Source organism: Kaistia adipata DSM 17808 (assembly GCF_000423225.1).
GTDB classification, from domain to species: Bacteria; Pseudomonadota; Alphaproteobacteria; order Rhizobiales; family Kaistiaceae; genus Kaistia; species Kaistia adipata.
Genome location: NZ_AUHO01000011.1, coordinates 56,672 through 80,324, shown reverse-complemented (window position 1 = coordinate 80,324; position 23,653 = coordinate 56,672). Strand labels below are relative to the sequence as shown.

The following is a 23,653-nucleotide window of genomic DNA, read 5'->3' as shown; positions in this document are numbered from 1 at the left end:
CTCGAAGGTTTCTCCCGGTCGCGACACGGGGCGGCCGCGGCCGGGAGAAGGCAAATGTGTCAGGCGGCCGCGCGGGCGGCCATCCTGCGGTCGTTCGGATGCACCGAGCGGAACCCCACGGCGATCCGATTCCACGTGTTGATGGCGCCGATCAGGAAGGTCAGCTCGACCTGTTCCTTCGCGGTGAACGCGGCCTGCAGCGCTTCATAGTCGGCGTCGGGCGCCTGGGTCTGCGCGATCAGGGTCAGCGCCTCGGTCCAGCCCAGCGCCGCGCGCTCGCGCGGCGTGTAGAGCAGCGACTCGCGCCAGGCGCTCAGAAGGTAGATCCGCTCCTCGGTCTCGCCCTGCTTGCGCGCATCGGCCGTGTGCATGTGCAGGCAATAGGCGCAGCCATTGATCTGCGAGGCGCGGATCTTCACCAGTTCCTGAAGGCTGTGCTCGATGCCGCAAGCGGCGAGCTTCGTGGCCAGTTCCTGCATCGCCTTGTAGGCTTCGGGCGCGGCGGCATAGGCGTTCAGTCTCTCGGTCATGATCGTCTCCGTGCGGTTGACGGAGATAAGACGAGACGGCGCAGCCGCCTGTGACATGCCGGCGAGAAAAAACTATCCGGCGGCCAGCGCGGCGCGGACGCGCTCGGCGTGCTCGGCCAGGATCTCGGGCTTCTCCATCGTGCCGGAATGCGGATGCAGCGGCTCGCCCGCGAAGCGGGGGATGATGTGGACGTGCAGGTGGAACACGGTTTGGCCAGAGGCCGGCTCGTTGAACTGCATCACGGTGACGCCGTCGGCGGCGAACGCCACCTTGGCGGCGCGGGCAAGCTTCTGCACCACCGGCATCAGGCGCGCCAGCGTGTCCGGCGCGGCGTCGAGCAGGTTGCGCGACGGCGCGCGCGGCACGACGAGCAGATGGCCGGGGCCCTGCGGCATCACATCCATGAAAGCGATCGTCTCGGCGTCCTCATAGACGCGATGCGACGGGATTTCACCGCGCAGGATCCGGGCGAAGATGTTGGCGTCGTCATAGCTGGTCATCGGGATCTCCGGTCCTAGAGCGTGTTCAAGCGAAGTGGGTGACGGCTCGCGTGAGGAAAACGCGATCAAACAGTGAGCCAGGGTCTTTTCATCGCTGTCAGGAAACGATGAAAGACCCCCGGGATTGGCGCATCATGCCCGTTCGGCCACGGTCGGCAAGACCGGGGTGGTCGTGCCGAGATCGATCCAGCCCTGGTCGACGAGCGTCTTGTGGAAACGGTCCTTGCGCTCCGACGGCGTCGCCATGTAGAGCGCGCCGCATTCGTCGATCAGGCTGGCGCGGGTGGCCGTGATGGCGTCGAGCGGCAGGCCGGATGCCTGCAGCGCCACCGTGCCGAGCATGGCGATGTCGAGCTTCTCCGGCACGCTCGCGATCGCCGGCTCGAAGTTCACCGCCTCGATCGCGTAGAAGGTCTCGAACTGGCGCGGGTCGTCGGGCGCGATGTCGCGCGCCGCCTCGATGGCGCGGCTCATCGTCGGCTGGTGGTCGCCATAGCGGACGATCAGCATCGGGCGATCGGGGTAACGCGCCCTGAGCGCGTCGCGGAACGCGGCATAGCTCTCCGCCGTCTCGGCGAGGCGGGCGAAATATTCGCCATAGGTCGCGTCGGGGAGCGCGGCGAGGGCGAAGCGGCGCTCGTCCTCGAAACGGCCCGGCGGCACCAGCCGCGTCTCGTGCGGACCGTGATTGTAGTTGGTCAGCGCCATGATGAAGCGCGGCGCCGGATCGCGGTCGATCGAGCGCTCGATGGCGCCCTCGGTCGCCGCGAAGAAATCGGTATCGGAATTGGTGATCTCGAAGGCGGCGAGGTCGAAGGGCGCGGGGAATTCGTCCGAGAAGACGCGCTCCTTGACGCCGAGCCCGGCATAGAAGGCGTCGTAGTTCATGAATTCGCGGCGGCAGCTCGTCGCGAGCATCGTCCGGTAGCCGAGCGCGGTCAGTTCGCTCGGCAGCGAATGGCGGAAGCGTCCGACGCCCTTCTTGAACAGGAAATAGGAATCCGGCCCGAAACTGGCCGAGGAGAGGCCGGTCAGCAGGCTGAACTCCGTCTGCCAGGAGCCACCGCCATAGATGTCGACATGCAGCGTGCCGTTGAGCCCATCCCTGGGCGTCAGGAACTCGGCCACGCGATCGTCGACCGGCAGGCCGTAGAGGCGCGGGTCGAAGACCGATTCATGCTGGATGACGATGATGTCGGGCCGGATCTCGGAGCGGGCCGGGACGGGGGCTTCGGGCGGCAGTGGCGTCGCCGCGACGTCGAGCATCCGGAGCCCGCCGCTCGGCCACCAGCTCGCGACGTCGACCAGCGAGGCGATGAAGAACGAGAAGAAGCGGTCCTGCCGCGTGACGTCGACGCGGTAGGCCGTGCCGCCGTCGAAGCGCCATAAGGCGTAGAGCGCGGCGCAGGCAATGGCGAAGGCGAGGAGGCGGAGGGGGAAGGTGATCGGTTCGCCGCGGACCAGGGCGAGCGTGGCGATCGCCGCGAGCGCCAGCAGCACGGCGCCGGCGATGGTGAGCGTCGCCGTGCGGCGATACTGCCGCAGCATGAAGGGAATCGTGCCGGCGAAGGTCAGCGCCAGGTCCGCGACCGCGAACTTCATGCCGCTGTGGTGGTGCTTGACCGCCGAGGCGCCGACGATGGTCAACGTCAGGATCAGCGCGAGCAGCGTCGCGCGCGGCAGGTCGCCCGTCGCCAGCAGGAACAGCGCGGTCAGGAAGGCGAAGGCGACGAGTGAGAAGGTCGGCCGGGTAACGCGCCGCTCGGATGCGAGCACGATGGCGGCCGCGACGCCCCAGAGTAGAATCGCTGTCATGCGGGATCACGTATCAGCTTTGAAGGGCGTGTGCTCGTCGAGGAACTCGTGGTCGGCGGCGACGGCGGCGCGCTCGCGCGCCAGATAGTCGGCGACGGCGCGTCGGAGCCCGCGATCGGCGATCCAGTGGGCCGAGCGGGTGACGATCGGCCGGTAGCCGCGGGCGAGCTTGTGGTCGCCCTGCGCGCCGGCTTCGACGCGCGGCAGGCCGTGCGCGATCGCCCAGTCGACGGCCTGGTGATAGCAGAGCTCGAAATGCAGGAACGGCACGTCCTCGGTCGTGCCCCAGTAGCGGCCGTAGAGCGCATCCGAGCCGATCAGGTTGAGCGCGCCGGCGATCGGCCGGCCGTCGCGCTTCGCCAGGATCAGCAGGATCCGGTCCGCCATGCGCTCGCCGAGGAGCGAGAAGAACAGCCGGTTCAGATAGGGGCGGCCCCATTTGCGCGAGCCGGTGTCCATGTAGAAGCCGAAGAACGCGTCCCAGTCGTCCTCGCTGATGGTCTTGCCCGTCAGGTGCTCGACGGTGATGCCGCCGGCCAGCGCCTCGCGGCGCTCGCGCCGGATCACCTTGCGCTTGCGCGAGGCGAGCGCGCCGAGGAAATCCTCGAAGTCGCGATAGCCCTCGTTGATGAAGTGGAACTGCTGGTCGGTCCGGGCCAGGAAGCCGCTGTCGTCGAGGAGGTCGGCGTCAACCTCCTCGAGGAAGGTGGCGTGCACGGAGGAACTGCCGAGCTGGCGGGCGAGCGCGACCAGGCCGGCGGCGAGCAGCGCGCGCGTCTGCGGCGGGGCGCCCTCGCGCACCAGGAGGCGCGGGCCGGTCGCCGGCGTGAAGGGCACGGACACCTGCAGCTTCGGATAATAGTCGCCGCCGGCGCGCTCATAGGCCTCGGCCCAGCCCTGGTCGAAGACATATTCGCCCATCGAATGGGGCTTCTGGTAGCAGGGCACGAGGCCGGCCGGGCGTCCGTCCTCGCCTTCGAGGACCAGATGCCGGCCGAGCCATCCGGTACGCGCCGTGGCCGAACCGGATTCCTCGAGCGCCTTCAGAAAGTCATGCGATACGAAGGGGTTATAGGCGGCCCGTTGAGATTTTGATTCAAGCGCGGAGGCTTCAGATCCTGATTCCGCCAACCCGTGCCAAGCCCTTAGGAAGGCGGAGGGATCGTCGCCGAACGGGCGATCGGAATCCCAGCCGGGATTGGCGCAGGCGTCCCAGTCCCGTCGTTCGATCTGGCTCAAGGAGGAAACGACGCTGAGACGCGCATCGGAGGCAGCGGTCATGGGGGAAGGCGCTCTCGCTTGGCGGATGGCGGCATCCCAGCATCTAAGGCGGAATGCCGCAAGCGCAAGTCATGACGTGGGGGGTGGCGGGCTTCGTCATGCACCGTCATTCCTGCGAAAGCAGGAATCCATTCTTCCGCCGCACCGATCCTCGGCAACTGGCAACCCAGCGGAAATGGATCCCGGCTCGGAGGCCGGGATGACGGCGAGCGTGGGGGACGCGGAGGACTTTCGGGATGCGCCGGCGTCACCACGCTCCGCCGTCATTCCTGCGAAAGCAGGAATCCATCCTTCTGCCGCACCGATCCTGGGCAGCTGGCAACCCGGCGGAAATGGATCCCGGCTCGGGGGCCGGGATGACGGCGAGCTTGGGGCCCGGCTTGAGGTTCTCAGGCGGGCGGCCGTTGCAATCTCCTTCGCCGTCGCGTCTGCGAAAACGCCCTCACGCCGCGTCGGGATCGAAACCTTCGAAGGTGATCTGGTCGACGAAGGGGGCGACGCGGGCCGCCTGCTCGCGGTTGCGGATGGTCCAGGTGATGACCGGCAGGCCGAGGGAGCGGACCCTGGACGGCGCGAAGGAGGGCAGGCCGTGCTGGTCGTAGGAAACGAAGGACGCCCCGACATGCGGCACCGCCGAGAGATTGCGCAGCTCGAAGCGCTGGCGCGGCGTCAGGAAGCCCCATTCGTCGAGGTCGGTGTATCGGTCGGCGACGATGCCGCGCGGCATTTCCGGCAGCAGCCATTGCATGACGGCCATCGAGCCCGGATCGAACGACATGACGACGGCCGGCCCGTCATAGCGGGCGAGGATCGGCGCGACGGCCTGCTCCAGACGGCGATTGCCGTCCCAGTTGCTCTTCAGCTCGATCACCAGCGGCACCTTGCCGGCGACGGTCGCGAGCAGCTCGTCGAGGGTCGGCACGACATCACCGCCCTGGCGGAAGGCGGTGGCCTTCAGCGCCGCGAGCGTCATCGCATCGACGCGGCCGGTCGCCTGGAGCAGGCGATCGACCGTGTCGTCGTGGAACACCACGACCGCGCCGTCCTGGGTCAGCTGCAGGTCGACCTCGATCGCGAATCGGTGGTCGATCGCGGCCTGGACGGCCGACAGCGTGTTTTCGATCCGGCCGCTCGCCGCGTCGTGATAGGCGCGGTGGGCGATCGGGCGGGCGGTGAACCAGTCGGGAACGGTCGTGGTGGATGCGGTCATGATACTCAGGCGATTTCGAGGATGGCTTCGACTTCGACGCCGACATTGAAGGGCAGCGCGGCGACGCCGACGGCGGAACGGGCATGGCGGCCCTTGTCGCCCAGCGCCTCGACCATGAAGTCGGAGGCGCCGTTGACGACCTTGGGGTGATCGAGGAAGGCGGGGTCGGAATTGACGAAGCCGACCAGCTTCACGACGCGGGCGATCCGGTCGAGATCGCCGAGCGCCGCCTTGGCCTGAGCGAGGATGTTGATGGCGCAGAGTCGCGCCGCGGCCTGGCCGGCGGCGATGTCGAGTTCCTGGCCAAGCTTGCCGACATATTCGACGCCGTTCGGGCCCATCGGGATCTGGCCGGAAATGTAGAGATAGCCCTGGCTCTCGACGGCGGGAACATAGTTGGCGGCGGGCGCCGCCGCGGCGGGCAGCTTGATTCCGAGCGCCTCGAGGCGGCTTTCGGTCTGGCTCGTCATGCAGGGTTCTCCTCAAGGTTCTTGCGGCTTGGCCGTGGAGCTTCCGGTTTGGCCCGAAACCGGGGGCGCCGCAAGCCATCCGTGAAACCACAGCTTGCAGGCCCGCAAATTGCGGCTCGTAGACCTTTCGCCCTTTTGCTGATTGAAATGGGCTCTATCTCAGCCCTATGTCGGCTTGACGACGATGGAGCCAGAATGACGTCCGTATCGATGAAGGCCGCCCGCAGGATCTCGGGCAGGGGATTGGCGCTTGCGACGGGCGTCGCCGCCGCCTGGCTCGCCATGCCCGGCGGCGCGCAGGCCCTGTCCTCCGCGCCGGTGCCGGGATTGTCGCCGCATGAGGCCGTCTACGATCTGAGCCTCGACGCCGGAGCGAGCTCCGACACGATCAGCGATGCCGAAGGGCGGATGGTCTACCATTTCGGCGGTTCGCACTGCGACGGCTACAATACCAAGCTCCGCTTCGTCACGCGGATCAGCGACAGCGACGGCAACACGCGGCTGACCGACGTCGTCACCTCGACCTTCGAGGATCCGGACGGCAAGAGCTTCTCCTTCGCCACGAAGAGCTATGTCGACGGCACGCTGACCGAGGATTCGACCGGCTCGGCCGAGCGCGAGAACGGCAAGCTGCACGTGACGATGGCGAAGCCGAAATCGCGCCGCTTCGACATTCCGACGCGCTTTCAGTTCCCGAGCCAGCACCTGGCGCGGATCATCGACGCGGCCGGCCGCGGCGAGCATTTCGTCCAGGTCGACCTGTTCGACGGCTCGGAGAAGGGCGAGAAGCCCTATGCCACCGCCGCCGTCATCGGTGCGGTCAATACCGGCGCCGACAATCTCGGCGACGAGGCGACGGCGAAGGCGGCCGGCATCGCCGATGTCCGCCACTGGCCGGTGACGCTCAGCTATTTCGACGAGAAGGTCGATGGCGAGCAGAAGCCGTCCTACCAGCTTTCCTTCATCGTCTACGAGAACGGCGTGACGCGGCGGATGCGGCTCGACTATGGCGACTTCGCCCTGACGGGCAAGCTGGTCCGTCTCGATATGAAGCCGATCAAGGTGTCCGGCAAGCACTGCCATTGACGGGCGCGCCCCGGGGCGGCGCCGTCAGGCCTCGACCAGCACCGTGGCGACCGCGTCGCGGAGCTCGTCGAAGTGGCTGATGACGACGTCGGGGCCGAGCTCGGTAACCGGCACCGGCGTATAGCCGAAATCGACCGCGACGACCGGGATGCCGGCGGCCTTCGCCGTGTCGATGTCGGTCTTCGAATCGCCCACCATCACCGCCCGGGCCGGGTTGCCACCGGCGCGCCGGATCGTCTCGTTGAGCGCCAGCGGATCGGGCTTGCGCGCCGCGAAGGTGTCGGCGCCGCAGATCGCCGCGAAGCGCTCCGACAGGCCGAGCGCGTCGAGCAGCAGCATCGACAGGCCCTCGAGCTTGTTGGTGCAGACGGCGAGAAGCCAGCCCTCGGCGGCGAAATGGTCGAGGGCCGCGACGACGCCCTCGAAGGGGCGGCTGGTGTCGGCGATATGGGCCGCGTAATAGGCGATGTAGGTATCGAATAGCCGGTCGATGGTGGCGGCGTCGCGGGTGACGTTGTTGGCGGCGAGGCCGCGCTCGATCAGCACGCGCGCGCCATGGCCGACCATCGATCGGGCGTCTTCGTATGGAACGGTGTCGAGGCCTTCCTGCTCGAGTACGACATTCAGCGTCGCGACGAGATCGGTGGCGGTGTCGACGAGCGTGCCGTCGAGGTCGAAGACGAGAATCGGGCGCATGGGCGAGGGGATTCCTGCGAGGGGTAACGGAAGGCTAACAAGCCGGGCCGCTCCGCGAAAGGCGGGAGGATGTCGCGGGGACGTTGGCGACGGCCTTGGCCCATGCTAACAAGCCGCGCCGGAACGGCGTCGATTTCACAACGTGCAGTGATGATGATCAACAGCGATGAACTGAAGAAGCAGGCGGCGCTCGCCGCGCTCGAGAAGGTCGAATCCGGCATGAAGCTCGGCCTCGGCTCGGGATCGACGGCCAATCACTTCATTCGTGGCCTCGGCGCGCGGGTTCGCGACGGGCTCCAGGTCGTCGGCGTTCCGTCCTCGGAGCGCACCGCCGCGCTGGCGCGCGCCGAAGGCGTGCCGCTCACCACGCTGGAAGAGACCCCTCGCCTCGACCTGACCATCGACGGCGCCGACGAGATCGACGGCCATCTGCGCCTGATCAAGGGCGGCGGCGGCGCGCTGCTGCGCGAGAAGATCGTCGCCGCGGCGTCCCGCGAGATGATCGTCATCGTCGACGGCACCAAGCTGGTCGACACGCTCGGCGCCTTTCCGCTGCCCATCGAAGTCAATCATTTCGGCATCGGCGCCACTGTCGCCGCGATCGCCGACGCGGCCGCCCGCCTCGCTATGCCTGTCACGCTGACCCGGCGTCTTGCGGCGGACGGAAATCCCTTCGTCACCGACGGTGGCCATGCCATCATCGATGCATCTTTTGGCCGTATTCGCGATCCAGAAGCCTTGAGTCTTGCCCTTGCGGCGATTCCGGGGGTCGTGGAGCACGGGCTCTTCATCGGACTAGCCTCCGCCGCCGTCATCGCTCGTCCGGAAGGCATCAGCTGGTTGGTGGCCTAACATCATTTCGCCCATCGGGAGTTTCTCCATGACCTTCATCCGCAAATCCATCGGCGCAGCCGTGCTGGCCGCCGGTCTCGCCATGGGCTCGGCCGGCTTCGCCCAGGCGCAGGAAGTGACCGATTCCCACGTCGCGGCCGCGCTCGACGCCGTCCATGCGGCGAAGACCTCGCGCGGTTTCGACAACCTGCTGCCGCTTCTGTCGCAGCAGACCCAGAACAAGCTGATCCGCCTGCGTCCCGACCAGCACCAGGCGATCGCCGAAGTGGTCGACGCCCAGGCGCTCGAGCTCGTCGCCCGCCGCAAGGACCTCGACAATGACGTTGCCCGCATCTGGGCCAAGCACTTCTCCGAGGACGAGCTGAAGGCGATCGCCGAGTTCTACAAGAGCCCGGCCGGCGCCAAGCTTGCCGAGATCGGCCCGAAGGTCGTCGGCGAGACGCTGCAGTCGGTCAAGGGCTGGTCGGACCGCGTCGGCGAGGAGCTGTTCGAGAAGTCGCGCGAAGGGCTGAAGAAGAAGGGCATCGACCTCTAGTCGCCATGACCCAGTTCGACGTCGATCTCTTCATCATTGGTGCGGGTTCCGGCGGCGTGCGCGCCGGCCGCATCGCGGCCGGCTACGGCGCCAGCGTCCTGGTCGCGGAGGAATACCGCGTCGGCGGCACCTGCGTGATCCGTGGCTGCGTGCCGAAGAAGCTGTTCGTCTATGCGTCCCGCTTCGCCGAGGAATTCGAGGATTCCGTCGGCTTCGGCTGGACGCCGGGCGAGACGAGCTTCGACTGGTCGCGCCTCGTCGCAGCCAAGGACAAGGAGATCGACCGGCTCAACGGCATCTACATCCGCAATCTCGAGCGCTCCGGCGCCAAGATCGTGCAGAGCCGCGCCGAGATCGTCGACCCGCACACCGTGCGTCTCCTGGCCGAGGATCGCCTCGTCCGGGCGAAGACCATCCTGGTGGCGACCGGCGGCACGCCGTTCATCATGCCGGACCTGCCGGGCCGCGAGCTGGCGATTTCGTCCAATGAAGCGTTCCATCTGGCCAGGCTGCCCGAGAAGATCGTCGTCGTCGGCGGCGGCTATATCGCCGTTGAGTTCGCCGGTATCTTCAACGGACTCGGCGTCGAGACGACGCTGATCCACCGCGGCGACGGGCTGCTGCGCGGCTTCGATGCCGATATGCGGCGGACGCTGCGCGAGGAGATCGAGAAGAAGGGCATCCGTGTCCTCCTGAACGAGACGCTCGCCGGGATCGAGAAGAGCGGCGACGGCCTGATCGCCCGGACGAATGGCGGCGAGGCCATCGCCTGCGGCGAGGTCATGCTCGCCACCGGTCGGCGGCCGAATACGAGCGGCCTCGGCCTGGAGAAGGCCGGTGTCGCGCTCGATGGTTCCGGCGCAATCGTGGTCGACGCCTATTCGCAGTCGAACGTGCCGTCGATCTATGCGGTCGGCGACGTCACCAACCGGATCAACCTGACACCGGTGGCGATCCGCGAAGGCCATGCCTTCGCCGACACGGTGTTCGGCGGCAAGAAGATCTCGGTCGATCACCTCGGCGTGCCGAAGGCGGTGTTCTCACAGCCGGAGATCGGCTCGGTCGGCCTGACCGAAGAAGAGGCGCTGGCCGAGTTCGAGGCGGTCGACGTCTACCAGACCAGCTTCCGGCCGATGAAGCACACGCTTTCGGGTCGCGACGAGCGCACGCTGATGAAGCTGCTCGTCGATGCTGACAGCGATCGCGTCGTCGGCTGCCACATCCTCGGACCCGATGCCGGCGAGATGATCCAGATCGTCGCCATTACGCTCAAGATGCGGGCCACCAAGGCGGATTTCGACGCCACCATGGCGCTGCATCCGACGGCGGCCGAGGAGCTCGTCACGATGCGCCAACCCACCACGCGGCATCGTCGCACGGCCTGAGGCGCTGCCGGCACATGGCAGTCTTGCCTTCGAATTCGAAGGCAAGATCCGGAGCGCCCGCCGCGCCAACATCGGATAGCCGGTGCCGGACAAGCCGGACGAGGTGCGGATGGACGACAGGATCGCGGGCGATGGCGCTCTCACGCTCGATTTGCCACTCGGGGCGGGTTACCGCCCCGACTATGCGCTCGCCTATCACGGCCGCGACCCGCTGAGCGTCAGCGAGCGGGTTTCGGGCCGTGTGATCGCCAAGACGCTTCTCGTCGATGGCGTGGCGCGCCGGCTTGAGATCGACCTGGCAGACGCAGGTCATCCTGAAAACCCACTCGCCCGGATCCGGCTGGACCGGGCCGTGTTGTCGCCCGAGCGCGTGGCGGCGATCGCCGGACGCATGCTCGGGCTCGGCAGCGATCCCGACGGCTTCGAGGCGCTGGTGGCCACGCGGGCCGACCGAGGCAGGATCCTTGGCGCGCGCGCCGGCCTACGCATTCCCCTGACCGCCGACATCTGGGACGCCGTGAGCTGGGCGATCATCGGCCAGCAGATCAACCTGACCTTCGCGGCGGCGTTGCGTCGGGCAATGATCGAGCGCACCGGCCCGCTCCACGCGGAAAGCGGCCTACGCGCCCATCCCGATCCCGCCCGTGTCGCCTCGCTCGAGGTCGAGGACCTGACGGCGCTGCGCTTTTCGCGCTCCAAGGCGAGCTATCTGATCGGAACGGCGCGGCTCGTGGCCGATGGCGCGCTATCGCTCGACTCGCTTGCCGAAGGAACGGCGGCGGACGCGGAAGCGGCGCTGGTCGCCGTGCGCGGCATCGGCACCTGGACGGCGCGCTACATCCTGCTCCGTGGCTTCGGCTTTCCCGACATGGCGCCGATCGGCGATTCCGGTCTCGCCGCGGCGCTGCAGCGCCTCTTGGATCTGCCCGAGCGACCGGACGCCAAGATGCAGGAGGCCTCGATGCAGGCGTTCGCCCCGCATCGAAGCCTCGCGACCGCCCATCTCTGGGCCAGCCTGGCGGACGCCTAGAGCGTTTTCGAGCGAAGTGGATGTCGGTTCGCGTGAAGAGAACGCGACCCGACAAGAAGTTGGGTATTTCCTCGTTTCCTGGAAACGAGGAAATACCCTAGGCGGCCGGGACGAAATCCAGGAAGCCGACGATTGCGGCCAGTCGGCCGGCCTCGACGGTAGCGAAGTCCGTGCCGCCGGCGATGGATGGGCCGTCCGCCGGACCCAGTTCCCAGGAGAAGCGGACGCGGTCGCCATAGGCGTCGACCTTGCCGACCTGCTTGAAGGTGAGCCCGGCGAAGCGTTCCTGGACGGCCGCCAGCATCCGGTCGATGCCGTGCCGGCCTTCGCTCTGCATCAGCGGGTCGACATAGGTCGCCCCCTCCGCGAAGGTCTCGCCGATCAGCGCGAGGCGCTTGTCCGCGTCGGTTTCGTTGAAGCTGGCGATGTAGTTGCTGACGAGGGTGTTGATGTCGGTCATTGGAGGTCTCCTTGAAGAGGGGGATTTTCAGGCGGGAACGGGTTCGGCGCGGCGCAGGCCGATGATCTCGACTTCGGTGACCAGCAGGACGATCAGGGCCTGTGCGATCACGAAGGCGAAGCCGAAGAGGGTGGGGGCGACGAGGCCGCTGACCAGAAGCGCGCCGCTGCCGAGGACCCAGGCGACGTTGCAGGCGACGGCCAGCCAGACGGCCGGGCGGGAGATCGTGGGCCGCGTCGCGACCAGGGTCAGGAAGGCCGTGAAGGGAAGGAGAAGCAGGCCGGCCTGCTGAAGCAGCGCGGCGGGAAGGCCGAACCATCCCGACAGCAGGTCGGCGCCTGCTATCAGGGCGCCGCCCATGACGAGACAGCTCGCCGCATCGGCGAGAAGCACGCCACGCAGGAAGTTCGGGTGAGAGGTAAGGCTCATGGGTTCGTTCCTCGGTTCCATCGTTGCTGACGGAGCGGAGATTTGCGGCTGGAGGGCATGAAGTCGATTACCTCGGAGGTAATTGGATCGGCGCGAATCGGCGCGCTATCGTCGCCGCATGGACACGAATCCGCGCCCGATCGGCGAACAGATCCGCGACTGGCGCCAGCGCCGGCGCCTGAGCCAGATGGAACTCGCCGGCGACGCCGAGCTGTCGACCCGGCACCTCAGCTTCATCGAGACGGGGCGGTCGCGCCCCTCCCGCGAGATGGTGTTGCGGCTCGCGACCGAGCTCGCCGTGCCGTTGCGCGAGCAGAACCGGATGCTGGTGGCGGCGGGCCATGCCCCGGCCTATGGCGAGCGAAAGCTGGATGATGCGGGGCTTGCGGCCATCCAGCGCGCCGTCGAGCGGATCCTCAAGGGGCACGAGCCCTTTCCAGCGCTCGCCATCGACCGGCACTGGAACCTGATCGCCGCCAACGAGGCCGTGATGCGCCTCGTCGCCGGCGTGTCGCCGGTTCTGCTGGAGCCACCCGTGAACGTGCTACGGCTGGCGCTGCATCCGGAGGGGCTGGCGGCGCGTACCGACAATCTCGCGGAATGGCGTGGCCACCTGCTGGCGCGGCTTGCGCATGAGATCGACCTGACCGGCGACGCCGGGCTGACCGACCTGCTCGACGAGCTGCGCGCCTATCCCTCGCACAGCGAGCAGCGACCGGTCGCGAGGGACGACCTCGCCGGCATCGCCGTGCCGTTCCGTGTCCGCGTCGGAGGGGAGATGCTGTCCTTCCTCTCGGCGACGACCCTGTTCGGTACGCCCGTCGACGTGACGCTATCGGAGCTGGCGATCGAATCCTTCTTTCCCGCCGACGATACCACGGCGGAAATCTTGCGTCGCGCCGCAGCTCAGCCATGATGCAGCCGTCGGGGCTGGGGATGGAACGATGGCGACGCGGACGCTTGTCGAACGGCTGAGGCTACGAAATCTCGCCACGATCCTGGTCGTGGCGCTCGCGCTCTATGGGCTCGCCGCCTATGTCGTGCTGCCGATGGCCTGGACGCACTACGAGCATCAGCCGGGCCTCGCCGACCGGCCGATGGTGACCCGGACGGGACAGGGCATTCCGGGCGATCCGCTCAATGTCGGCCTCGTCGGCGGACGGCAGGATGTCCTCCACGCCATGCACGCGGCTGGCTGGTATCCGGCCGATCCGATCACCTGGCGCTCCAGCGTCGAGATCGTCGGCAGCGTCGTGCTCGACCGCCCCTACCACGATGCGCCGGTCAGCCCGCTCTACTATGACGGCCGCCGTGAGGACTTCGCCTTCGAGAAGCCGGTCGGCGAAAGCGCCGACAAGCGCGATCATGTGCGGTTCTGGAAGGTGCTCGACAGGGGCGCGGAAGGGCGGCCCGTCTGGCTCGGATCGGCCACCTACGACCGGGGCGTCGGCCTCAGCCACGACACGGGGCAGGTGACCCACCATATCGGCCCTGATATCGACGCCGTGCGCGACCTCCTGACCGACGATCTGAAGAAGGCGGGCATGGTCGAGGCGACCTATCAGGTCACCGGCATCGGCCCGACGGTGAACGGCCACAATGGCGAGGGTGACCCGTACTACAGCGACGGCGAGATCTGGATGTCGCGCCTGGTGCCGGCCGGCACCAAGGCGACCTCGCCGGCCGTCATCCTGCCGCCGCCGCCCTTTGTCGGGCTGAAGGATCGCGTCTGGCACCAGGTCGCCTCTTGGTTCTAGGGCGGCGCTGACGCACGGGATCGCGTGTTTCCTCAAAGGGCTCCAGCGTGTATAAGGCACCACCTTTCAGAAGCCGATGAGGTCCGTCGCGCGCGGTGAGGCGCGCAGGTGGGCAAGGGCGTGGAGCGTTCACGATGAAGACGAGTTGGAAGCCGGACAGCTGGCGGTCGAAGCCCATCCAGCAGGTGCCGGACTATGCCGATGCGGCGGGTCTCGCGGCGGTCGAGGGACGGCTTTCGAGCTATCCGCCGCTCGTCTTCGCCGGCGAGGCGCGCAAGCTCAAGAAGAGCCTCGCCGCCGTGTCGCGGGGCGAGAGCTTCCTGCTCCAGGGCGGTGATTGCGCCGAGAGCTTCATGGAGCATCACCCGGACAACATCCGCGACTTCTTCCGCGTCTTCCTGCAGATGGCCGTCGTGTTGACCTTCGCCGGCTCGATGCCGGTCGTGAAGGTCGGCCGCATCGCCGGCCAGTTCGCCAAGCCGCGTTCGGCCCCGACCGAGACGATCAACGGCGTCGAGCTGCCGAGCTATCGCGGCGACAACATCAACGGCATCGAGTTCACGCCCGAGGCGCGTATTCCCGATCCGCGCCGGATCGAGGATTCCTATCGCCAGTCGGCGGCGACGCTCAACCTGCTGCGTGCCTTCGCGCAGGGCGGCTACGCCAATCTCGAGCATGTGCACCAGTGGATGCTCGGCTTCGTCAAGGACAGCCCGCAGGGCCATCACTACCAGGAGATCGCCAACCGCATCTCCGAGTCGATGGCGTTCATGCGCGCCTGCGGCGTCGACCCGGATTCGACCCCGTCGCTGCGGTCGACCGATTTCTTCACCTCGCACGAGGCGCTGCTGCTCGGCTACGAGCAGGCGATGACGCGTGTCGATTCGACGACCGGCGATTGGTACGCTACCTCCGGCCACATGCTCTGGATCGGTGACCGCACGCGCCAGCCGGACCATGCCCATGTCGAGTACATGCGCGGTGTGAAGAACCCGATCGGCCTGAAGTGCGGCCCGTCGCTCACGCCCGATGGCCTGCTGCAGCTGATCGACCTGCTCAACCCCGAGAACGAGGCCGGCCGCCTGACGCTGATCTGCCGCTTCGGCGCCAACAAGGTGTTCGACCACCTGCCGCAGCTGATCCGCGCCGTCGAGCGGGAAGGGCGCTCCGTCGTCTGGTCCTGCGACCCGATGCACGGCAACACGATCAAGGCCTCGAGCGGCTACAAGACCCGCCCGTTCGACTTGATCCTCAAGGAAGTGAAGAGCTTCTTCGAGGCGCATCAGGGCGAAGGCACGCTGCCGGGCGGCATCCATATCGAGATGACCGGCAAGAACGTCACCGAATGCACCGGCGGCGCGCGGGCGATCACCGACGAGGACCTGTCGGACCGCTACCACACCCATTGCGATCCGCGCCTCAACGCGGACCAGGCGCTCGAGCTGGCCTTCCTGGTAGCGGAGCTGCTCAAGGCAAGCCGCCAGGGCGAGGCGCAGCAGCGTCTCGTCGCCGGGCTCTGACGCCGATGACGGCAGGCGGGGAAATCCATTCCGGCGCCTGCCTCTGCGGCGCGGTGCGCTATCGCGTCAGCGGCCCGCTCGAGCCGGTGGTCGGCTGCCACTGCACCATGTGCCGCAAGCAGACCGGACATTTCCTCGCCTCGACCTCGGTCGCGACGGAGGATCTCGTCATCGAGGGCGAGCCCAGCCTGCGCTGGTACCAGTCGTCCGATTTCGCGCGGCGCGGCTTCTGCGGCGTGTGCGGATCGGTGCTGTTCTGGGAGAGCGACGAGCGACCCCGGATGGCAATCGCCATGGGCGGCTTCGAGGGGCCGACCGGCGTGACCTGGGACAAGCACATCTTCGTCGCCGACAAGGGCGACTATTACGAGATCGAGGGGGACGCGCCCGCCCTTGGCCGGCGGCGTCCGAAATCTGCCGGTCCCTGACGAACGGCTGCGGCCGCAAGGGCCGCAACCATTCTCTGTCGGCGCTTCCGCTCAGCGGACGCGGGTCAGGTGCAGCGAGCTGACGCCGGCGGCCAGGTTGAGGCCGGTCTGGGCGCTCACCGAGAGCGGCTGCAGCGCGATGCTGTTCTCGCCGCCACCGATCAGGACGTTCGCGCCGAGGCCGACGCCGATCGTCGCCTGCGCCGTGGCGCCCGTGTAGCGGCCCGTGAGATCGCCATGGCGGCGGGTCGGCTCGAACACGTTCCAGACGATCACGCTGTTGCGGGTGACGCCGATATCGAGGCCGACGCGGCCGATGCGGCCGGTGTACTTCTCGATGTTGCCGCGGCTGGAGCGGAAATCACACTCGACGTTGCGGCGCGAGCCGAACACCAGGCCGACACCGGCGGCGACGCGGCAGGTCAGGACGCCGGTCTTGACGGCGGCCTGCGCAGTCGTGGCCATGGGAAGGGTGGTTGCAGCGGCCAGAACGGCTGCCAGAAAAGCCTTGTGCAGTCTCGACATGGTCGACCTCATGCTCAGTGGGGGAGGCTGGCGCTCGGGGCGCCATGGCCCCCTTTTACACGCGAAGCGTGCGGGTCGGCTATGGCCTAGCGTCTCAATTCCTGGTCATGCGATCGCAGTTTCGAGCTCGACGCGCCGGCGGGCGATCAGCAGCGACAGCAGCGCGGCGAGGATGCCGGTGGCGCCGGCGATCAGGAAGGCGTTGAAATAGTTGCCCTCCACCGTCCGCATGTAGCCCGCCATATAGGCGGCCGAGGCGGCGCCGAACTGATGGCCCGCGACGATCCAGCCGAACACGACCGGCGTCTTGCGATCCCCGAAGGCCTCGTTGGCGAGGCGCAGCGTCGGCGGAACCGTCGCGATCCAGTCCAGGCCGAAGAACACGGCGAAGAGCGTCAGGCTGTACAGGTTGAAGTCGGAGAAGGGCAGGTAGATCAAGGCCAGGCCGCGCAGGCTGTAGTAGACGAAGAGCAGCTTGCGCGGGTCGAGCCGGTCGCTGAGCCAGCCCGATCCCGTGGCGCCCATGATGTCGAACAGCCCCATGGCCGCCATCAGGCCGGCCGCCTGCACGGCCGGGATGCCCATGTCGCCGCAGAAAGCGATCATATGGGTGCCGACGAGGCCGTTGGTCGTGAAGCCGCAGATGAAGAAGGTCGCGAACAGGAACCAGAACGTGCGCGTGCGGGCCGCCTCGAACAGCACTACGAAGGCATTGACGAGCGGATTGCCGCGCGGGACAGACGCTCCTTCGTCCGGGCCGGACGCGCCGTAGGGTAGCTGTCCGATGTCGCGCGGGCGCTCCGGCAGGAAGAAGTAGACCAGCGGGATCAGGATGGCCGAGACGATCGAGACGGCGATCACCACCGCCCGCCAGCCCTGCCACTCGGCCAGGGCGGCCATGCCGGGCAGGAAGACCAGCGAGCCGGTCGCCGTGCTGGCCGTCAGGAGGCCCATGACGAGGCCGCGATTGGTGACGAACCACCTGTTGACGATGGTGGCGCCGAGCACCATCGACACCGCGCCCGACGCGACGCCGGACAGGACGCCCCATGTGGCGACATATTGCCAGGGCGCAGTCATGAAGTAGCTGGCCGCCGTCGAGACCGACATCACCAGCAGCGCCCCGATCAGGGTGCGGCGGATGCCGAAGCTCTGCATCAGCGCGGCGGCGAAGGGGCCCGTCAGCCCGTAGAGGAAGATGCCGATGGCGGCGGCGAGCGAGATCGTGTCGCGGCTCCAGCCGAAGGCCGATTCGATCGGAAGGATGAGGACGCCGGGCGCCGCGCGCAGGCCGGCGGCGGCCAGAAGGCTGAGGAACACGACGCCGGCGACGACAAAGGCATAGCGCTGGCCAAATGGCCGCTGGCGAACCATATTCATGTTACTGACCGTTCCGTTTCGGGTTGGATGCAGTATGATACGTACCGTTCAGTTACATCGTCAAGCGTGCCAGGAGGGAAGTTTTGTCAGGCGCAAGCGATCAGCTCGCTACGAAGGCCGGCAAGGGGCTGGCGGAGGCGAGGCCGCGCGCCGCGGATCGCATCCGCGCGACGGTGCGCGAACTCTTCTATCGCCAGGGCATTCGCGCCGTCGGCATCGAGGAAATCGTGGAGCGGGCCGGCGTCACCAAGCCAAGCCTCTACCGCAGTTTCGCGTCCAAGGACGAACTGGCCGCCGCCTATATGCGCGACTATGACGCTGACTTCTGGGCGCGCTTCGACGCCGTGATGGCCAGGCATCCCGGCGATCCGCGCGCGCAGGTCATCGCCTACATGGCCGGTGTCGGCACGCGCTCGCAGAGCCCTGAGTATCGCGGCTGCGGCATGACCAATGCGGCCGTCGAGTTTCCCGACAGGGAGAATCCCGCGCGTCTTGTGGCCGTCGAGAACAAGCGCGAGCTGCGCCGGCGCTTCACCGAGATGGCGCGGGCGATGGGGGCGGCGGAGCCGGAGGCGCTGGGCGACGGGCTCTATCTTCTCGCCGAGGGCGCCTACGCCAGCGGCCAGTTGTTCGGGGAGGGCGGTCCTTCGCGCTCGCTCGCTGCGGCGGCCGACCGCCTGATCGAGGCCAGCCTCAAGTCGTGACGGCAGATTGATCACACAGGCTGAACACTGCGTGCTTCCTTGTGCATCTTCTGGATCATTCGCGTCGGGACTACCTTTTGCTCAACACGCAAAGGATAGTCCGATGTCGCTTCCCACCTTCTTCCTGTCGCATGGTTCGCCGATGCTGGCGCTGACCGACACGCCCGCCCATCGCTTCCTGCAGGATTTCGCCTCCACCGTCGCGCGTCCCCGCGCCGTGCTCGTCGTCTCCGCCCATTTCGAGACCGAGACGCCCACCGTCGTCTCGGACCCGCATCCCGAGATGATCCATGATTTCCGCGGCTTCCCGAAGCCGCTCTACGAGATCAACTATCCGGCGCCGGGCGATGCCGCCGTCGCGGCGGAAGTGGCGGACCAGCTGCGCGCCGCGGGCCTGCCGGTCGACGTCGCGCCGCAACGCGGCTTCGATCACGGCACCTGGATCCCACTGTCGCTGGTCTGGCCGGACGCGGATGTCCCGCTGGTGCAGTTGTCGATCCAGCCACATCGCGACGCCGCGCATCACCTGGCGCTCGGCCGTGCGATCGCGGCGCTGCGCGAGGAGAACGTGCTGGTGATCGGCACCGGCGCGGCGACGCATAATCTGCGCGTTCTGTTCCGCAATCCGGGCGGCATGCCGGCCGTCGATGCCGAGCCGGTCGACTGGGCGCGCGAATTCGCCGACTGGGTCGCCGATCGTGCCGCGGCGGGCGACGCCGAGGCGCTGGTCGATTATCGCGCCCGCGCGCCGCATGCCGTGATGGCGCATCCGGAGGATGATCACTTCATGCCCTTCTTCGTCGCGCTCGGCGCGGCGGGCGAGGGGGCGAGGGGCGAGCGCATCCATAATTCCTATGAGTATTCCGCGCTCTCGATGGACATGTACCGCTTCGGCTGAGCCGCGGCGCGGATTTCGCGGCGGCAGGCGACACCCCGTTGCCGCCGCTGCGGCGGCGCGGTAAAGCGAGAGCATGACCCGCCCCGATACGCTCCGCATCGCCCTTGCCCAGATCAATCCGATTGTCGGCGACATCGCCGGCAATCTCGCGAAGGCGCGCGCCGCGCGCGCGATGGCCGCGGCGGAAAACGCCGACGCGGTGATGTTCAGCGAACTGTTCCTCTCGGCCTATTCGCCGGAGGACCTCGTGCTGAAGCCGGCGCTGCAGGATGCCTGCCGCGCCGCCTGCGAGGCGATCGCCGCCGACACCGCCGATGGTGGGCCGGCCGTGCTGATCGGACTGCCATGGCGCGAGGATGACGCGCTCTACAATGCTTACGCGCTTTGCGACAACGGCCGCATCGAGGCGGTGCGCTTCAAGGTTGATTTGCCGAACTACGGCGTCTTCGACGAGAAGCGCGTCTTCACGCCGGGACCGCATCCGGGCCCGGTGGTGCTGCGCGGCGTCCGCGTCGGCGTGCCGATCTGCGAGGACATCTGGGGCCCCGATCCGGTCGAGTGCATCGCCGAGACCGGCGGCGAGATCCTGCTGGTGCCGAACGGTTCGCCCTATCGCCGCCGCGTGATGGATCAGCGTTTCAACGTGGCCGTGGCGCGCGTGACGGAATCGCGCCTGCCGCTCGTCTATCTGAACCAGTTCGGCGGCCAGGACGAGCTGGTCTTCGACGGGGGCTCGTTCGTCCTCAACGGCGACGGTTCGCTGGCCGTGCAGATGCCGGCCTTCCAGGAGGCGATTCAGGTCGTCGAGTTCCGGCGCGACGGCGATGGCTGGTCCTGCGTCGAGGGGCCGAAGGCTCGCGTCGAGGAGGGCGAGGCGGCCGATTATCTCGCCTGCGTGCTCGGCCTGCGCGATTATGTCGGCAAGAACGGCTTTCCGGGCGTCGTGCTCGGCCTCTCCGGCGGCATCGACTCGGCGCTCGTCGCGGCGGTCGCCGTCGACGCGCTCGGTGCGGATCGCGTCCACTGCGTGATGCTGCCCTATCGCTACACCTCCGAGGACAGCCTGGTCGACGCCAAGGCCTGCGCCGACAAGCTCGGCGTGCGCTACGACATCGTGCCGATCGCCGAGCCGGTCGAAGGCTTCATGCACGCCCTGGCGCCGATGTTCGCCGGCCGCCAGGCCGACATCACCGAAGAGAATCTGCAATCGCGGGCCCGCGGCACGATCCTGATGGCGATCTCGAACAAGTTCGGCGCCATGGTCGTCACCACCGGCAACAAGTCGGAAATGTCGGTCGGCTACGCCACGCTCTATGGCGACATGAATGGCGGCTTCAACCCGATCAAGGATCTCTACAAGACCCAGGTCTTCGCGATCTCGCGCTACCGCAACGGCGTCGTGCCGGCCGGCTGCCTCGGCCCGTCCGGCGAGGTCATTCCCGAACGCATCATCACCAAGCCGCCGACGGCGGAACTGCGCGAGAACCAGACCGACCAGGATTCGCTGCCGCCCTACGAGGTGCTCGACGACATTCTCGAGAGCCTGGTCGAGGGCGAGATGCGGGTCGGCGACGTGATCGCGCGCGGTCATGACGAGGCGACGGTGCGGCGCATCGAGCATCTGCTCGCGATCGCCGAATACAAGCGTCGCCAGGCGGCGCCGGGCGTCAAGCTGAGCCGCCGCAATTTCGGCCGCGACCGCCGCTACCCGATCACCAACAAGTTCCGCGACAAGGCGTGAGCCGCGCCGCTACCGTCGGCGCGGACGCTCTTTCATCCGGACAAAGAAAAAGGCCCTCCGCTGGAGGGCCTTTCCGCTTGTTCCGGCGGTGCGGTCAGATGGCCGGCGTCGCGGCGGCGTTCTGCGCCGTCTTGCGGCCGCGCTTCGGTGCGGCATCGTCCTTGGGCTCGCTGGCGGCGACCGGCTCGGGCGTCGAATTGCCCAGCACCTTGACCTTGGTGCCGATCGGCGCGCGGCTGTAGAGATCCAGGATGTCCTGGTTCATCATGCGGATGCAGCCGGACGACAGCGACTTGCCGATCGACCAAGGCTGCGTCGTGCCGTGGATGCGGTACAGCGTGTCGACATTGCCCTGATAGAGGTAGAGCGCGCGGGCGCCGAGCGGATTGGTGGGGCCGCCGGGCATGCCGTCGGGCCACTTCGCGGCGGCCGGATCGCGGGCCTGCATCTCCTTGGGCGGATGCCACTTCGGCCACTGCTGCTTGGCCTGGATCGTCGCGTCGCCCGACCAGGCGAAGCCCTCGCGGCCGACGCCGACGCCGTAGCGCAGCGCGCGTCCGTTCTCGTAGACGAGATAGAGGAAGTGGTTGTACGGATCGACGACGATCGTGCCGGGCTGGGCCTGGATGCCGGACGGCAGGTCGACCATCTGGCGGTAGTAGCGCGGATTGATCTTCTTCAGATCGATCGCCGAGATCGGAAACGGCTCGCCGCCGACTGGTCCGTACATCGACGCATAGCCCTGATCGATGAGCGGCTCGCTCGAATAGGACGGAGTCGGAGTCGTGATCGCGGACTGGCCGGGCGGCGGCGTGGTTTGGCACGCGGCGAGCACAACAGGCAGGCCGATCATGAACGAACGACGGCTCAGCTTGCTCGCCGACTGCGAAGGCTTCGTGCTGTTCAAAGCCTGTTCCTTTTCATCATCATGCTGGGACGAACCCAATGAAAACCGGAACGCCGGGGGAGCGCGAATCCGGTGCCGATCGTCTCGAACGGCTCGAATCCGCCGTCGCCTGGCGGCGCGATCCAACAAGAATGACCTGCATTCTTACTGGTTGCTTTCGCCTTTGGCCGCAATGACAAATCGGCCACACCCTGGGTCAATCACGTCAATTTCACACTACTGGTGATGCGGCGAAGGCCTTATCTATGCGACCGAGATGGGCCGAAACCAAGGCGCGTTAACCATGTTTCGGAGGCGGCCGTACCGCGCCGGCCTACTGTTGCCGAAATGACGCGACGTTTCTTGTCCCGGCCGCCTGCATGGAGCGGATGAATCGGATATCAGGGGGCGGATCACAGTTCGGAGTTCTCATGCGCTGGTCGCCCCAACAGGAAAGTGCGCTCTCCGCCGTATCGGATTGGTTGCGGCGCGGGGATAGCCCCGTCTTTCGGCTGTTCGGCTATGCCGGCACGGGCAAGACGACGTTGGCGCGCCACATCGCCGAGGATATCGACGGCGACGTCGCCTTCGCGGCCTTTACCGGCAAGGCGGCGCACGTCCTGCGCTCGAAGGGCTGCGAGGGCGCCGGCACGATTCACAGCCTGATCTACCGGCCGCGCGCCAGCGAGGACGAGGAGCAGCCGGTCTTCGCGATCAACCACGAGAGCGCCGCGTCGAAGGCGGATCTCATCATCATCGACGAATGCTCGATGGTCGACGAGGAGCTCGGCCGCGACCTGCTGTCGTTCGGCACCCCGGTGCTGGTGCTGGGCGATCCGGCCCAGCTGCCGCCGGTCAAGGGCGGCGGCTTCTTCACCGAGGCCGAACCGGACGCGATGCTGACCGAGGTGCATCGGCAGGCGCAGGACAATCCGATCATCCGCCTGTCGATGCAGGTGCGCGCCGGCGAGACGATCGAATATGGCGAGCACGGCGAGAGCCGGGTGATCTCGCGGCGCGAGATCGACGCGGCGCAGATCCTGGCGGCCGACCAGGTGCTGGTCGGCACCAACAAGACGCGCCGCCTCTACAACCAGCGTATCCGCGAATTGAAGGGCCTGCTCAGCCCGATGCCGGCGGTCGGCGACAAGCTCGTCTGCCTGCGCAACGACAAGCAGAAGGGCCTGCTGAACGGCGGCACCTGGGTGGTGTCGGAGCTGGCCGCGCCGCGCAAGAGCCTGCTGCGCCTCGCCGTGAAGCCGGAAGAGGACGCGACCGGCAAGGCCGTGAAGGTCTCCGTCCATCCGAGCTTCTTCGAGAATGGCGGCGAGGACCTGCCCTATGCGCAGCGCCGCAACTCGGACGAGTTCGACTATGGCTACGCGCTGACGGTGCACAAGTCGCAGGGCTCGCAGTGGGACAATCTCGTCCTGTTCGACGAGAGCTATGCCTTCCGCGAGCACCGCGACCGCTGGCTCTATACCGGGCTGACCCGGGCCGCGAAGCGGATCACCATCGTCCGCTGAGGCACCGC

The 23,653-nt window shown here is 67.5% G+C and carries 25 protein-coding genes; 13 read left to right on the top strand and 12 right to left on the bottom strand.

The window, feature by feature from the left end; genetic code table 11:
* Nucleotides 1–59 precede the first annotated feature (59 nt).
* From G539_RS0111975 to G539_RS0111950, 6 genes are all read right to left on the bottom strand, one after another.
* A complete protein-coding gene (locus G539_RS0111975) occupies nucleotides 60–530 on the bottom strand; it encodes a carboxymuconolactone decarboxylase family protein (protein ID WP_029075414.1) in 471 nt (156 codons plus the stop codon).
* Between the two features lie 72 nt (nucleotides 531–602).
* Complete coding sequence (locus tag G539_RS0111970; protein ID WP_029075413.1) at nucleotides 603–1,031, bottom strand: HIT family protein; 429 nt, start codon at nucleotides 1,029–1,031, stop codon at nucleotides 603–605.
* A 132-nt stretch (nucleotides 1,032–1,163) separates the two neighbouring features.
* Nucleotides 1,164–2,846, bottom strand: a complete 1,683-nt coding sequence (locus G539_RS0111965) for a sulfatase-like hydrolase/transferase (RefSeq protein ID WP_029075412.1) — start codon at nucleotides 2,844–2,846, stop codon at nucleotides 1,164–1,166.
* 6 nt (nucleotides 2,847–2,852) lie between these two features.
* Nucleotides 2,853–4,127: a GNAT family N-acetyltransferase gene (locus G539_RS0111960; protein WP_029075411.1), complete on the bottom strand. Its 1,275-nt coding sequence runs from the start codon at nucleotides 4,125–4,127 to the stop codon at nucleotides 2,853–2,855.
* A gap of 442 nt (nucleotides 4,128–4,569) precedes the next feature.
* On the bottom strand, nucleotides 4,570–5,337 hold the full coding sequence (locus G539_RS0111955; protein ID WP_035831199.1) for a glycerophosphodiester phosphodiesterase family protein: 768 nt from the start codon (nucleotides 5,335–5,337) through the stop codon (nucleotides 4,570–4,572).
* 5 nt (nucleotides 5,338–5,342) lie between these two features.
* Nucleotides 5,343–5,807 carry a RidA family protein gene (locus G539_RS0111950; RefSeq protein WP_029075410.1) on the bottom strand — a complete coding sequence of 155 codons (465 nt, stop codon included), beginning with the start codon at nucleotides 5,805–5,807 and terminating at the stop codon, nucleotides 5,343–5,345.
* 195 nt (nucleotides 5,808–6,002) lie between these two features.
* Between G539_RS0111950 and G539_RS0111945 the strand changes: the two genes are divergently transcribed.
* A complete protein-coding gene (locus G539_RS0111945) occupies nucleotides 6,003–6,893 on the top strand; it encodes a cell envelope integrity EipB family protein (RefSeq protein ID WP_169516642.1) in 891 nt (296 codons plus the stop codon).
* A gap of 24 nt (nucleotides 6,894–6,917) precedes the next feature.
* Here G539_RS0111945 and gph read toward each other — a convergent pair whose 3' ends face one another.
* Nucleotides 6,918–7,589: a phosphoglycolate phosphatase gene (gph, locus tag G539_RS0111940; protein WP_029075408.1), complete on the bottom strand. Its 672-nt coding sequence runs from the start codon at nucleotides 7,587–7,589 to the stop codon at nucleotides 6,918–6,920.
* Nucleotides 7,590–7,742: 153 nt separating this feature from the next.
* Here gph and rpiA point away from each other — a divergent pair, with 153 nt between their 5' ends.
* The 4 genes from rpiA (at nucleotide 7,743) to G539_RS0111920 (ending at nucleotide 11,391) form a co-directional block, all read left to right on the top strand.
* Nucleotides 7,743–8,441: a ribose-5-phosphate isomerase RpiA gene (gene rpiA / locus G539_RS0111935; RefSeq protein ID WP_051231339.1), complete on the top strand. Its 699-nt coding sequence runs from the start codon at nucleotides 7,743–7,745 to the stop codon at nucleotides 8,439–8,441.
* A gap of 28 nt (nucleotides 8,442–8,469) precedes the next feature.
* The gene (locus G539_RS24575) at nucleotides 8,470–8,976 is read left to right on the top strand and encodes a DUF2059 domain-containing protein (protein ID WP_035831195.1); all 507 of its coding nucleotides are present in this window, start codon (nucleotides 8,470–8,472) and stop codon (nucleotides 8,974–8,976) included.
* A gap of 5 nt (nucleotides 8,977–8,981) precedes the next feature.
* The gene (gor, locus tag G539_RS0111925; RefSeq protein WP_029075406.1) at nucleotides 8,982–10,361 is read left to right on the top strand and encodes a glutathione-disulfide reductase; all 1,380 of its coding nucleotides are present in this window, start codon (nucleotides 8,982–8,984) and stop codon (nucleotides 10,359–10,361) included.
* Between the two features lie 82 nt (nucleotides 10,362–10,443).
* A complete protein-coding gene (locus tag G539_RS0111920) occupies nucleotides 10,444–11,391 on the top strand; it encodes a DNA-3-methyladenine glycosylase family protein (RefSeq protein ID WP_051231329.1) in 948 nt (315 codons plus the stop codon).
* 97 nt (nucleotides 11,392–11,488) lie between these two features.
* Here G539_RS0111920 and G539_RS0111915 read toward each other — a convergent pair whose 3' ends face one another.
* Nucleotides 11,489–11,851, bottom strand: a complete 363-nt coding sequence (locus tag G539_RS0111915; protein WP_029075404.1) for a nuclear transport factor 2 family protein — start codon at nucleotides 11,849–11,851, stop codon at nucleotides 11,489–11,491.
* A 27-nt stretch (nucleotides 11,852–11,878) separates the two neighbouring features.
* On the bottom strand, nucleotides 11,879–12,280 hold the full coding sequence (locus tag G539_RS0111910) for a hypothetical protein (RefSeq protein WP_029075403.1): 402 nt from the start codon (nucleotides 12,278–12,280) through the stop codon (nucleotides 11,879–11,881).
* Nucleotides 12,281–12,398: 118 nt separating this feature from the next.
* On the opposite strand from G539_RS0111910, the gene G539_RS0111905 reads away from it, so the two are divergent.
* From G539_RS0111905 to G539_RS0111890, 4 genes are all read left to right on the top strand, one after another.
* Nucleotides 12,399–13,196, top strand: a complete 798-nt coding sequence (locus G539_RS0111905) for a helix-turn-helix domain-containing protein (protein ID WP_029075402.1) — start codon at nucleotides 12,399–12,401, stop codon at nucleotides 13,194–13,196.
* Between the two features lie 28 nt (nucleotides 13,197–13,224).
* Nucleotides 13,225–14,037 (top strand): LssY C-terminal domain-containing protein, encoded by an 813-nt coding sequence (locus tag G539_RS0111900; RefSeq protein WP_029075401.1) that lies wholly within the window; start codon nucleotides 13,225–13,227, stop codon nucleotides 14,035–14,037.
* A 134-nt stretch (nucleotides 14,038–14,171) separates the two neighbouring features.
* Nucleotides 14,172–15,557: a class II 3-deoxy-7-phosphoheptulonate synthase gene (locus G539_RS0111895; protein ID WP_029075400.1), complete on the top strand. Its 1,386-nt coding sequence runs from the start codon at nucleotides 14,172–14,174 to the stop codon at nucleotides 15,555–15,557.
* 5 nt (nucleotides 15,558–15,562) lie between these two features.
* Complete coding sequence (locus tag G539_RS0111890; RefSeq protein ID WP_029075399.1) at nucleotides 15,563–15,985, top strand: GFA family protein; 423 nt, start codon at nucleotides 15,563–15,565, stop codon at nucleotides 15,983–15,985.
* Nucleotides 15,986–16,036: 51 nt separating this feature from the next.
* On the opposite strand, the gene G539_RS0111885 is transcribed toward G539_RS0111890, so the two are convergent.
* A complete protein-coding gene (locus G539_RS0111885; RefSeq protein ID WP_245576871.1) occupies nucleotides 16,037–16,450 on the bottom strand; it encodes a DUF992 domain-containing protein in 414 nt (137 codons plus the stop codon).
* Between the two features lie 165 nt (nucleotides 16,451–16,615).
* Nucleotides 16,616–17,890, bottom strand: coding sequence for an MFS transporter (locus G539_RS0111880; RefSeq protein WP_029075397.1), 1,275 nt, complete (start codon nucleotides 17,888–17,890; stop codon nucleotides 16,616–16,618).
* Between the two features lie 83 nt (nucleotides 17,891–17,973).
* Between G539_RS0111880 and G539_RS0111875 the strand changes: the two genes are divergently transcribed.
* The 3 genes from G539_RS0111875 (at nucleotide 17,974) to G539_RS0111865 (ending at nucleotide 21,233) form a co-directional block, all read left to right on the top strand.
* Nucleotides 17,974–18,594 (top strand): TetR/AcrR family transcriptional regulator, encoded by a 621-nt coding sequence (locus G539_RS0111875; RefSeq protein ID WP_035831193.1) that lies wholly within the window; start codon nucleotides 17,974–17,976, stop codon nucleotides 18,592–18,594.
* Nucleotides 18,595–18,697: 103 nt separating this feature from the next.
* Nucleotides 18,698–19,492, top strand: a complete 795-nt coding sequence (locus G539_RS0111870; protein ID WP_029075395.1) for a DODA-type extradiol aromatic ring-opening family dioxygenase — start codon at nucleotides 18,698–18,700, stop codon at nucleotides 19,490–19,492.
* 73 nt (nucleotides 19,493–19,565) lie between these two features.
* Nucleotides 19,566–21,233 carry an NAD+ synthase gene (locus tag G539_RS0111865; RefSeq protein ID WP_029075394.1) on the top strand — a complete coding sequence of 556 codons (1,668 nt, stop codon included), beginning with the start codon at nucleotides 19,566–19,568 and terminating at the stop codon, nucleotides 21,231–21,233.
* A 94-nt stretch (nucleotides 21,234–21,327) separates the two neighbouring features.
* Here the strand turns inward: G539_RS0111865 and G539_RS24570 are convergent, their stop codons facing one another.
* On the bottom strand, nucleotides 21,328–22,140 hold the full coding sequence (locus tag G539_RS24570; RefSeq protein ID WP_084639963.1) for a L,D-transpeptidase: 813 nt from the start codon (nucleotides 22,138–22,140) through the stop codon (nucleotides 21,328–21,330).
* A 410-nt stretch (nucleotides 22,141–22,550) separates the two neighbouring features.
* On the opposite strand from G539_RS24570, the gene G539_RS0111855 reads away from it, so the two are divergent.
* A complete protein-coding gene (locus tag G539_RS0111855) occupies nucleotides 22,551–23,645 on the top strand; it encodes an ATP-dependent DNA helicase (protein ID WP_029075393.1) in 1,095 nt (364 codons plus the stop codon).
* Nucleotides 23,646–23,653: the final 8 nt, after the last annotated feature.

What these genes read in the sequence shown, in the direction of transcription:
- G539_RS0111975 (WP_029075414.1), bottom strand. Translation starts at nt 530, where the DNA reads ATGACCGAGAGACTGAACGCCTATGCCGCCGCGCCCGAAGCCTACAAG.
- G539_RS0111970 (WP_029075413.1), bottom strand. Translation starts at nt 1,031, where the DNA reads ATGACCAGCTATGACGACGCCAACATCTTCGCCCGGATCCTGCGCGGT.
- G539_RS0111965 (WP_029075412.1), bottom strand. Translation starts at nt 2,846, where the DNA reads ATGACAGCGATTCTACTCTGGGGCGTCGCGGCCGCCATCGTGCTCGCA.
- G539_RS0111960 (WP_029075411.1), bottom strand. Translation starts at nt 4,127, where the DNA reads ATGACCGCTGCCTCCGATGCGCGTCTCAGCGTCGTTTCCTCCTTGAGC.
- G539_RS0111955 (WP_035831199.1), bottom strand. Translation starts at nt 5,337, where the DNA reads ATGACCGCATCCACCACGACCGTTCCCGACTGGTTCACCGCCCGCCCG.
- G539_RS0111950 (WP_029075410.1), bottom strand. Translation starts at nt 5,807, where the DNA reads ATGACGAGCCAGACCGAAAGCCGCCTCGAGGCGCTCGGAATCAAGCTG.
- G539_RS0111945 (WP_169516642.1), top strand. Translation starts at nt 6,003, where the DNA reads ATGACGTCCGTATCGATGAAGGCCGCCCGCAGGATCTCGGGCAGGGGA.
- gph (WP_029075408.1), bottom strand. Translation starts at nt 7,589, where the DNA reads ATGCGCCCGATTCTCGTCTTCGACCTCGACGGCACGCTCGTCGACACC.
- rpiA (WP_051231339.1), top strand. Translation starts at nt 7,743, where the DNA reads ATGATCAACAGCGATGAACTGAAGAAGCAGGCGGCGCTCGCCGCGCTC.
- G539_RS24575 (WP_035831195.1), top strand. Translation starts at nt 8,470, where the DNA reads ATGACCTTCATCCGCAAATCCATCGGCGCAGCCGTGCTGGCCGCCGGT.
- gor (WP_029075406.1), top strand. Translation starts at nt 8,982, where the DNA reads ATGACCCAGTTCGACGTCGATCTCTTCATCATTGGTGCGGGTTCCGGC.
- G539_RS0111915 (WP_029075404.1), bottom strand. Translation starts at nt 11,851, where the DNA reads ATGACCGACATCAACACCCTCGTCAGCAACTACATCGCCAGCTTCAAC.
- G539_RS0111910 (WP_029075403.1), bottom strand. Translation starts at nt 12,280, where the DNA reads ATGAGCCTTACCTCTCACCCGAACTTCCTGCGTGGCGTGCTTCTCGCC.
- G539_RS0111905 (WP_029075402.1), top strand. Translation starts at nt 12,399, where the DNA reads ATGGACACGAATCCGCGCCCGATCGGCGAACAGATCCGCGACTGGCGC.
- G539_RS0111900 (WP_029075401.1), top strand. Translation starts at nt 13,225, where the DNA reads ATGGCGACGCGGACGCTTGTCGAACGGCTGAGGCTACGAAATCTCGCC.
- G539_RS0111895 (WP_029075400.1), top strand. Translation starts at nt 14,172, where the DNA reads ATGAAGACGAGTTGGAAGCCGGACAGCTGGCGGTCGAAGCCCATCCAG.
- G539_RS0111890 (WP_029075399.1), top strand. Translation starts at nt 15,563, where the DNA reads ATGACGGCAGGCGGGGAAATCCATTCCGGCGCCTGCCTCTGCGGCGCG.
- G539_RS0111885 (WP_245576871.1), bottom strand. Translation starts at nt 16,450, where the DNA reads ATGGCCACGACTGCGCAGGCCGCCGTCAAGACCGGCGTCCTGACCTGC.
- G539_RS0111880 (WP_029075397.1), bottom strand. Translation starts at nt 17,890, where the DNA reads ATGAATATGGTTCGCCAGCGGCCATTTGGCCAGCGCTATGCCTTTGTC.
- G539_RS0111870 (WP_029075395.1), top strand. Translation starts at nt 18,698, where the DNA reads ATGTCGCTTCCCACCTTCTTCCTGTCGCATGGTTCGCCGATGCTGGCG.
- G539_RS0111865 (WP_029075394.1), top strand. Translation starts at nt 19,566, where the DNA reads ATGACCCGCCCCGATACGCTCCGCATCGCCCTTGCCCAGATCAATCCG.
- G539_RS0111855 (WP_029075393.1), top strand. Translation starts at nt 22,551, where the DNA reads ATGCGCTGGTCGCCCCAACAGGAAAGTGCGCTCTCCGCCGTATCGGAT.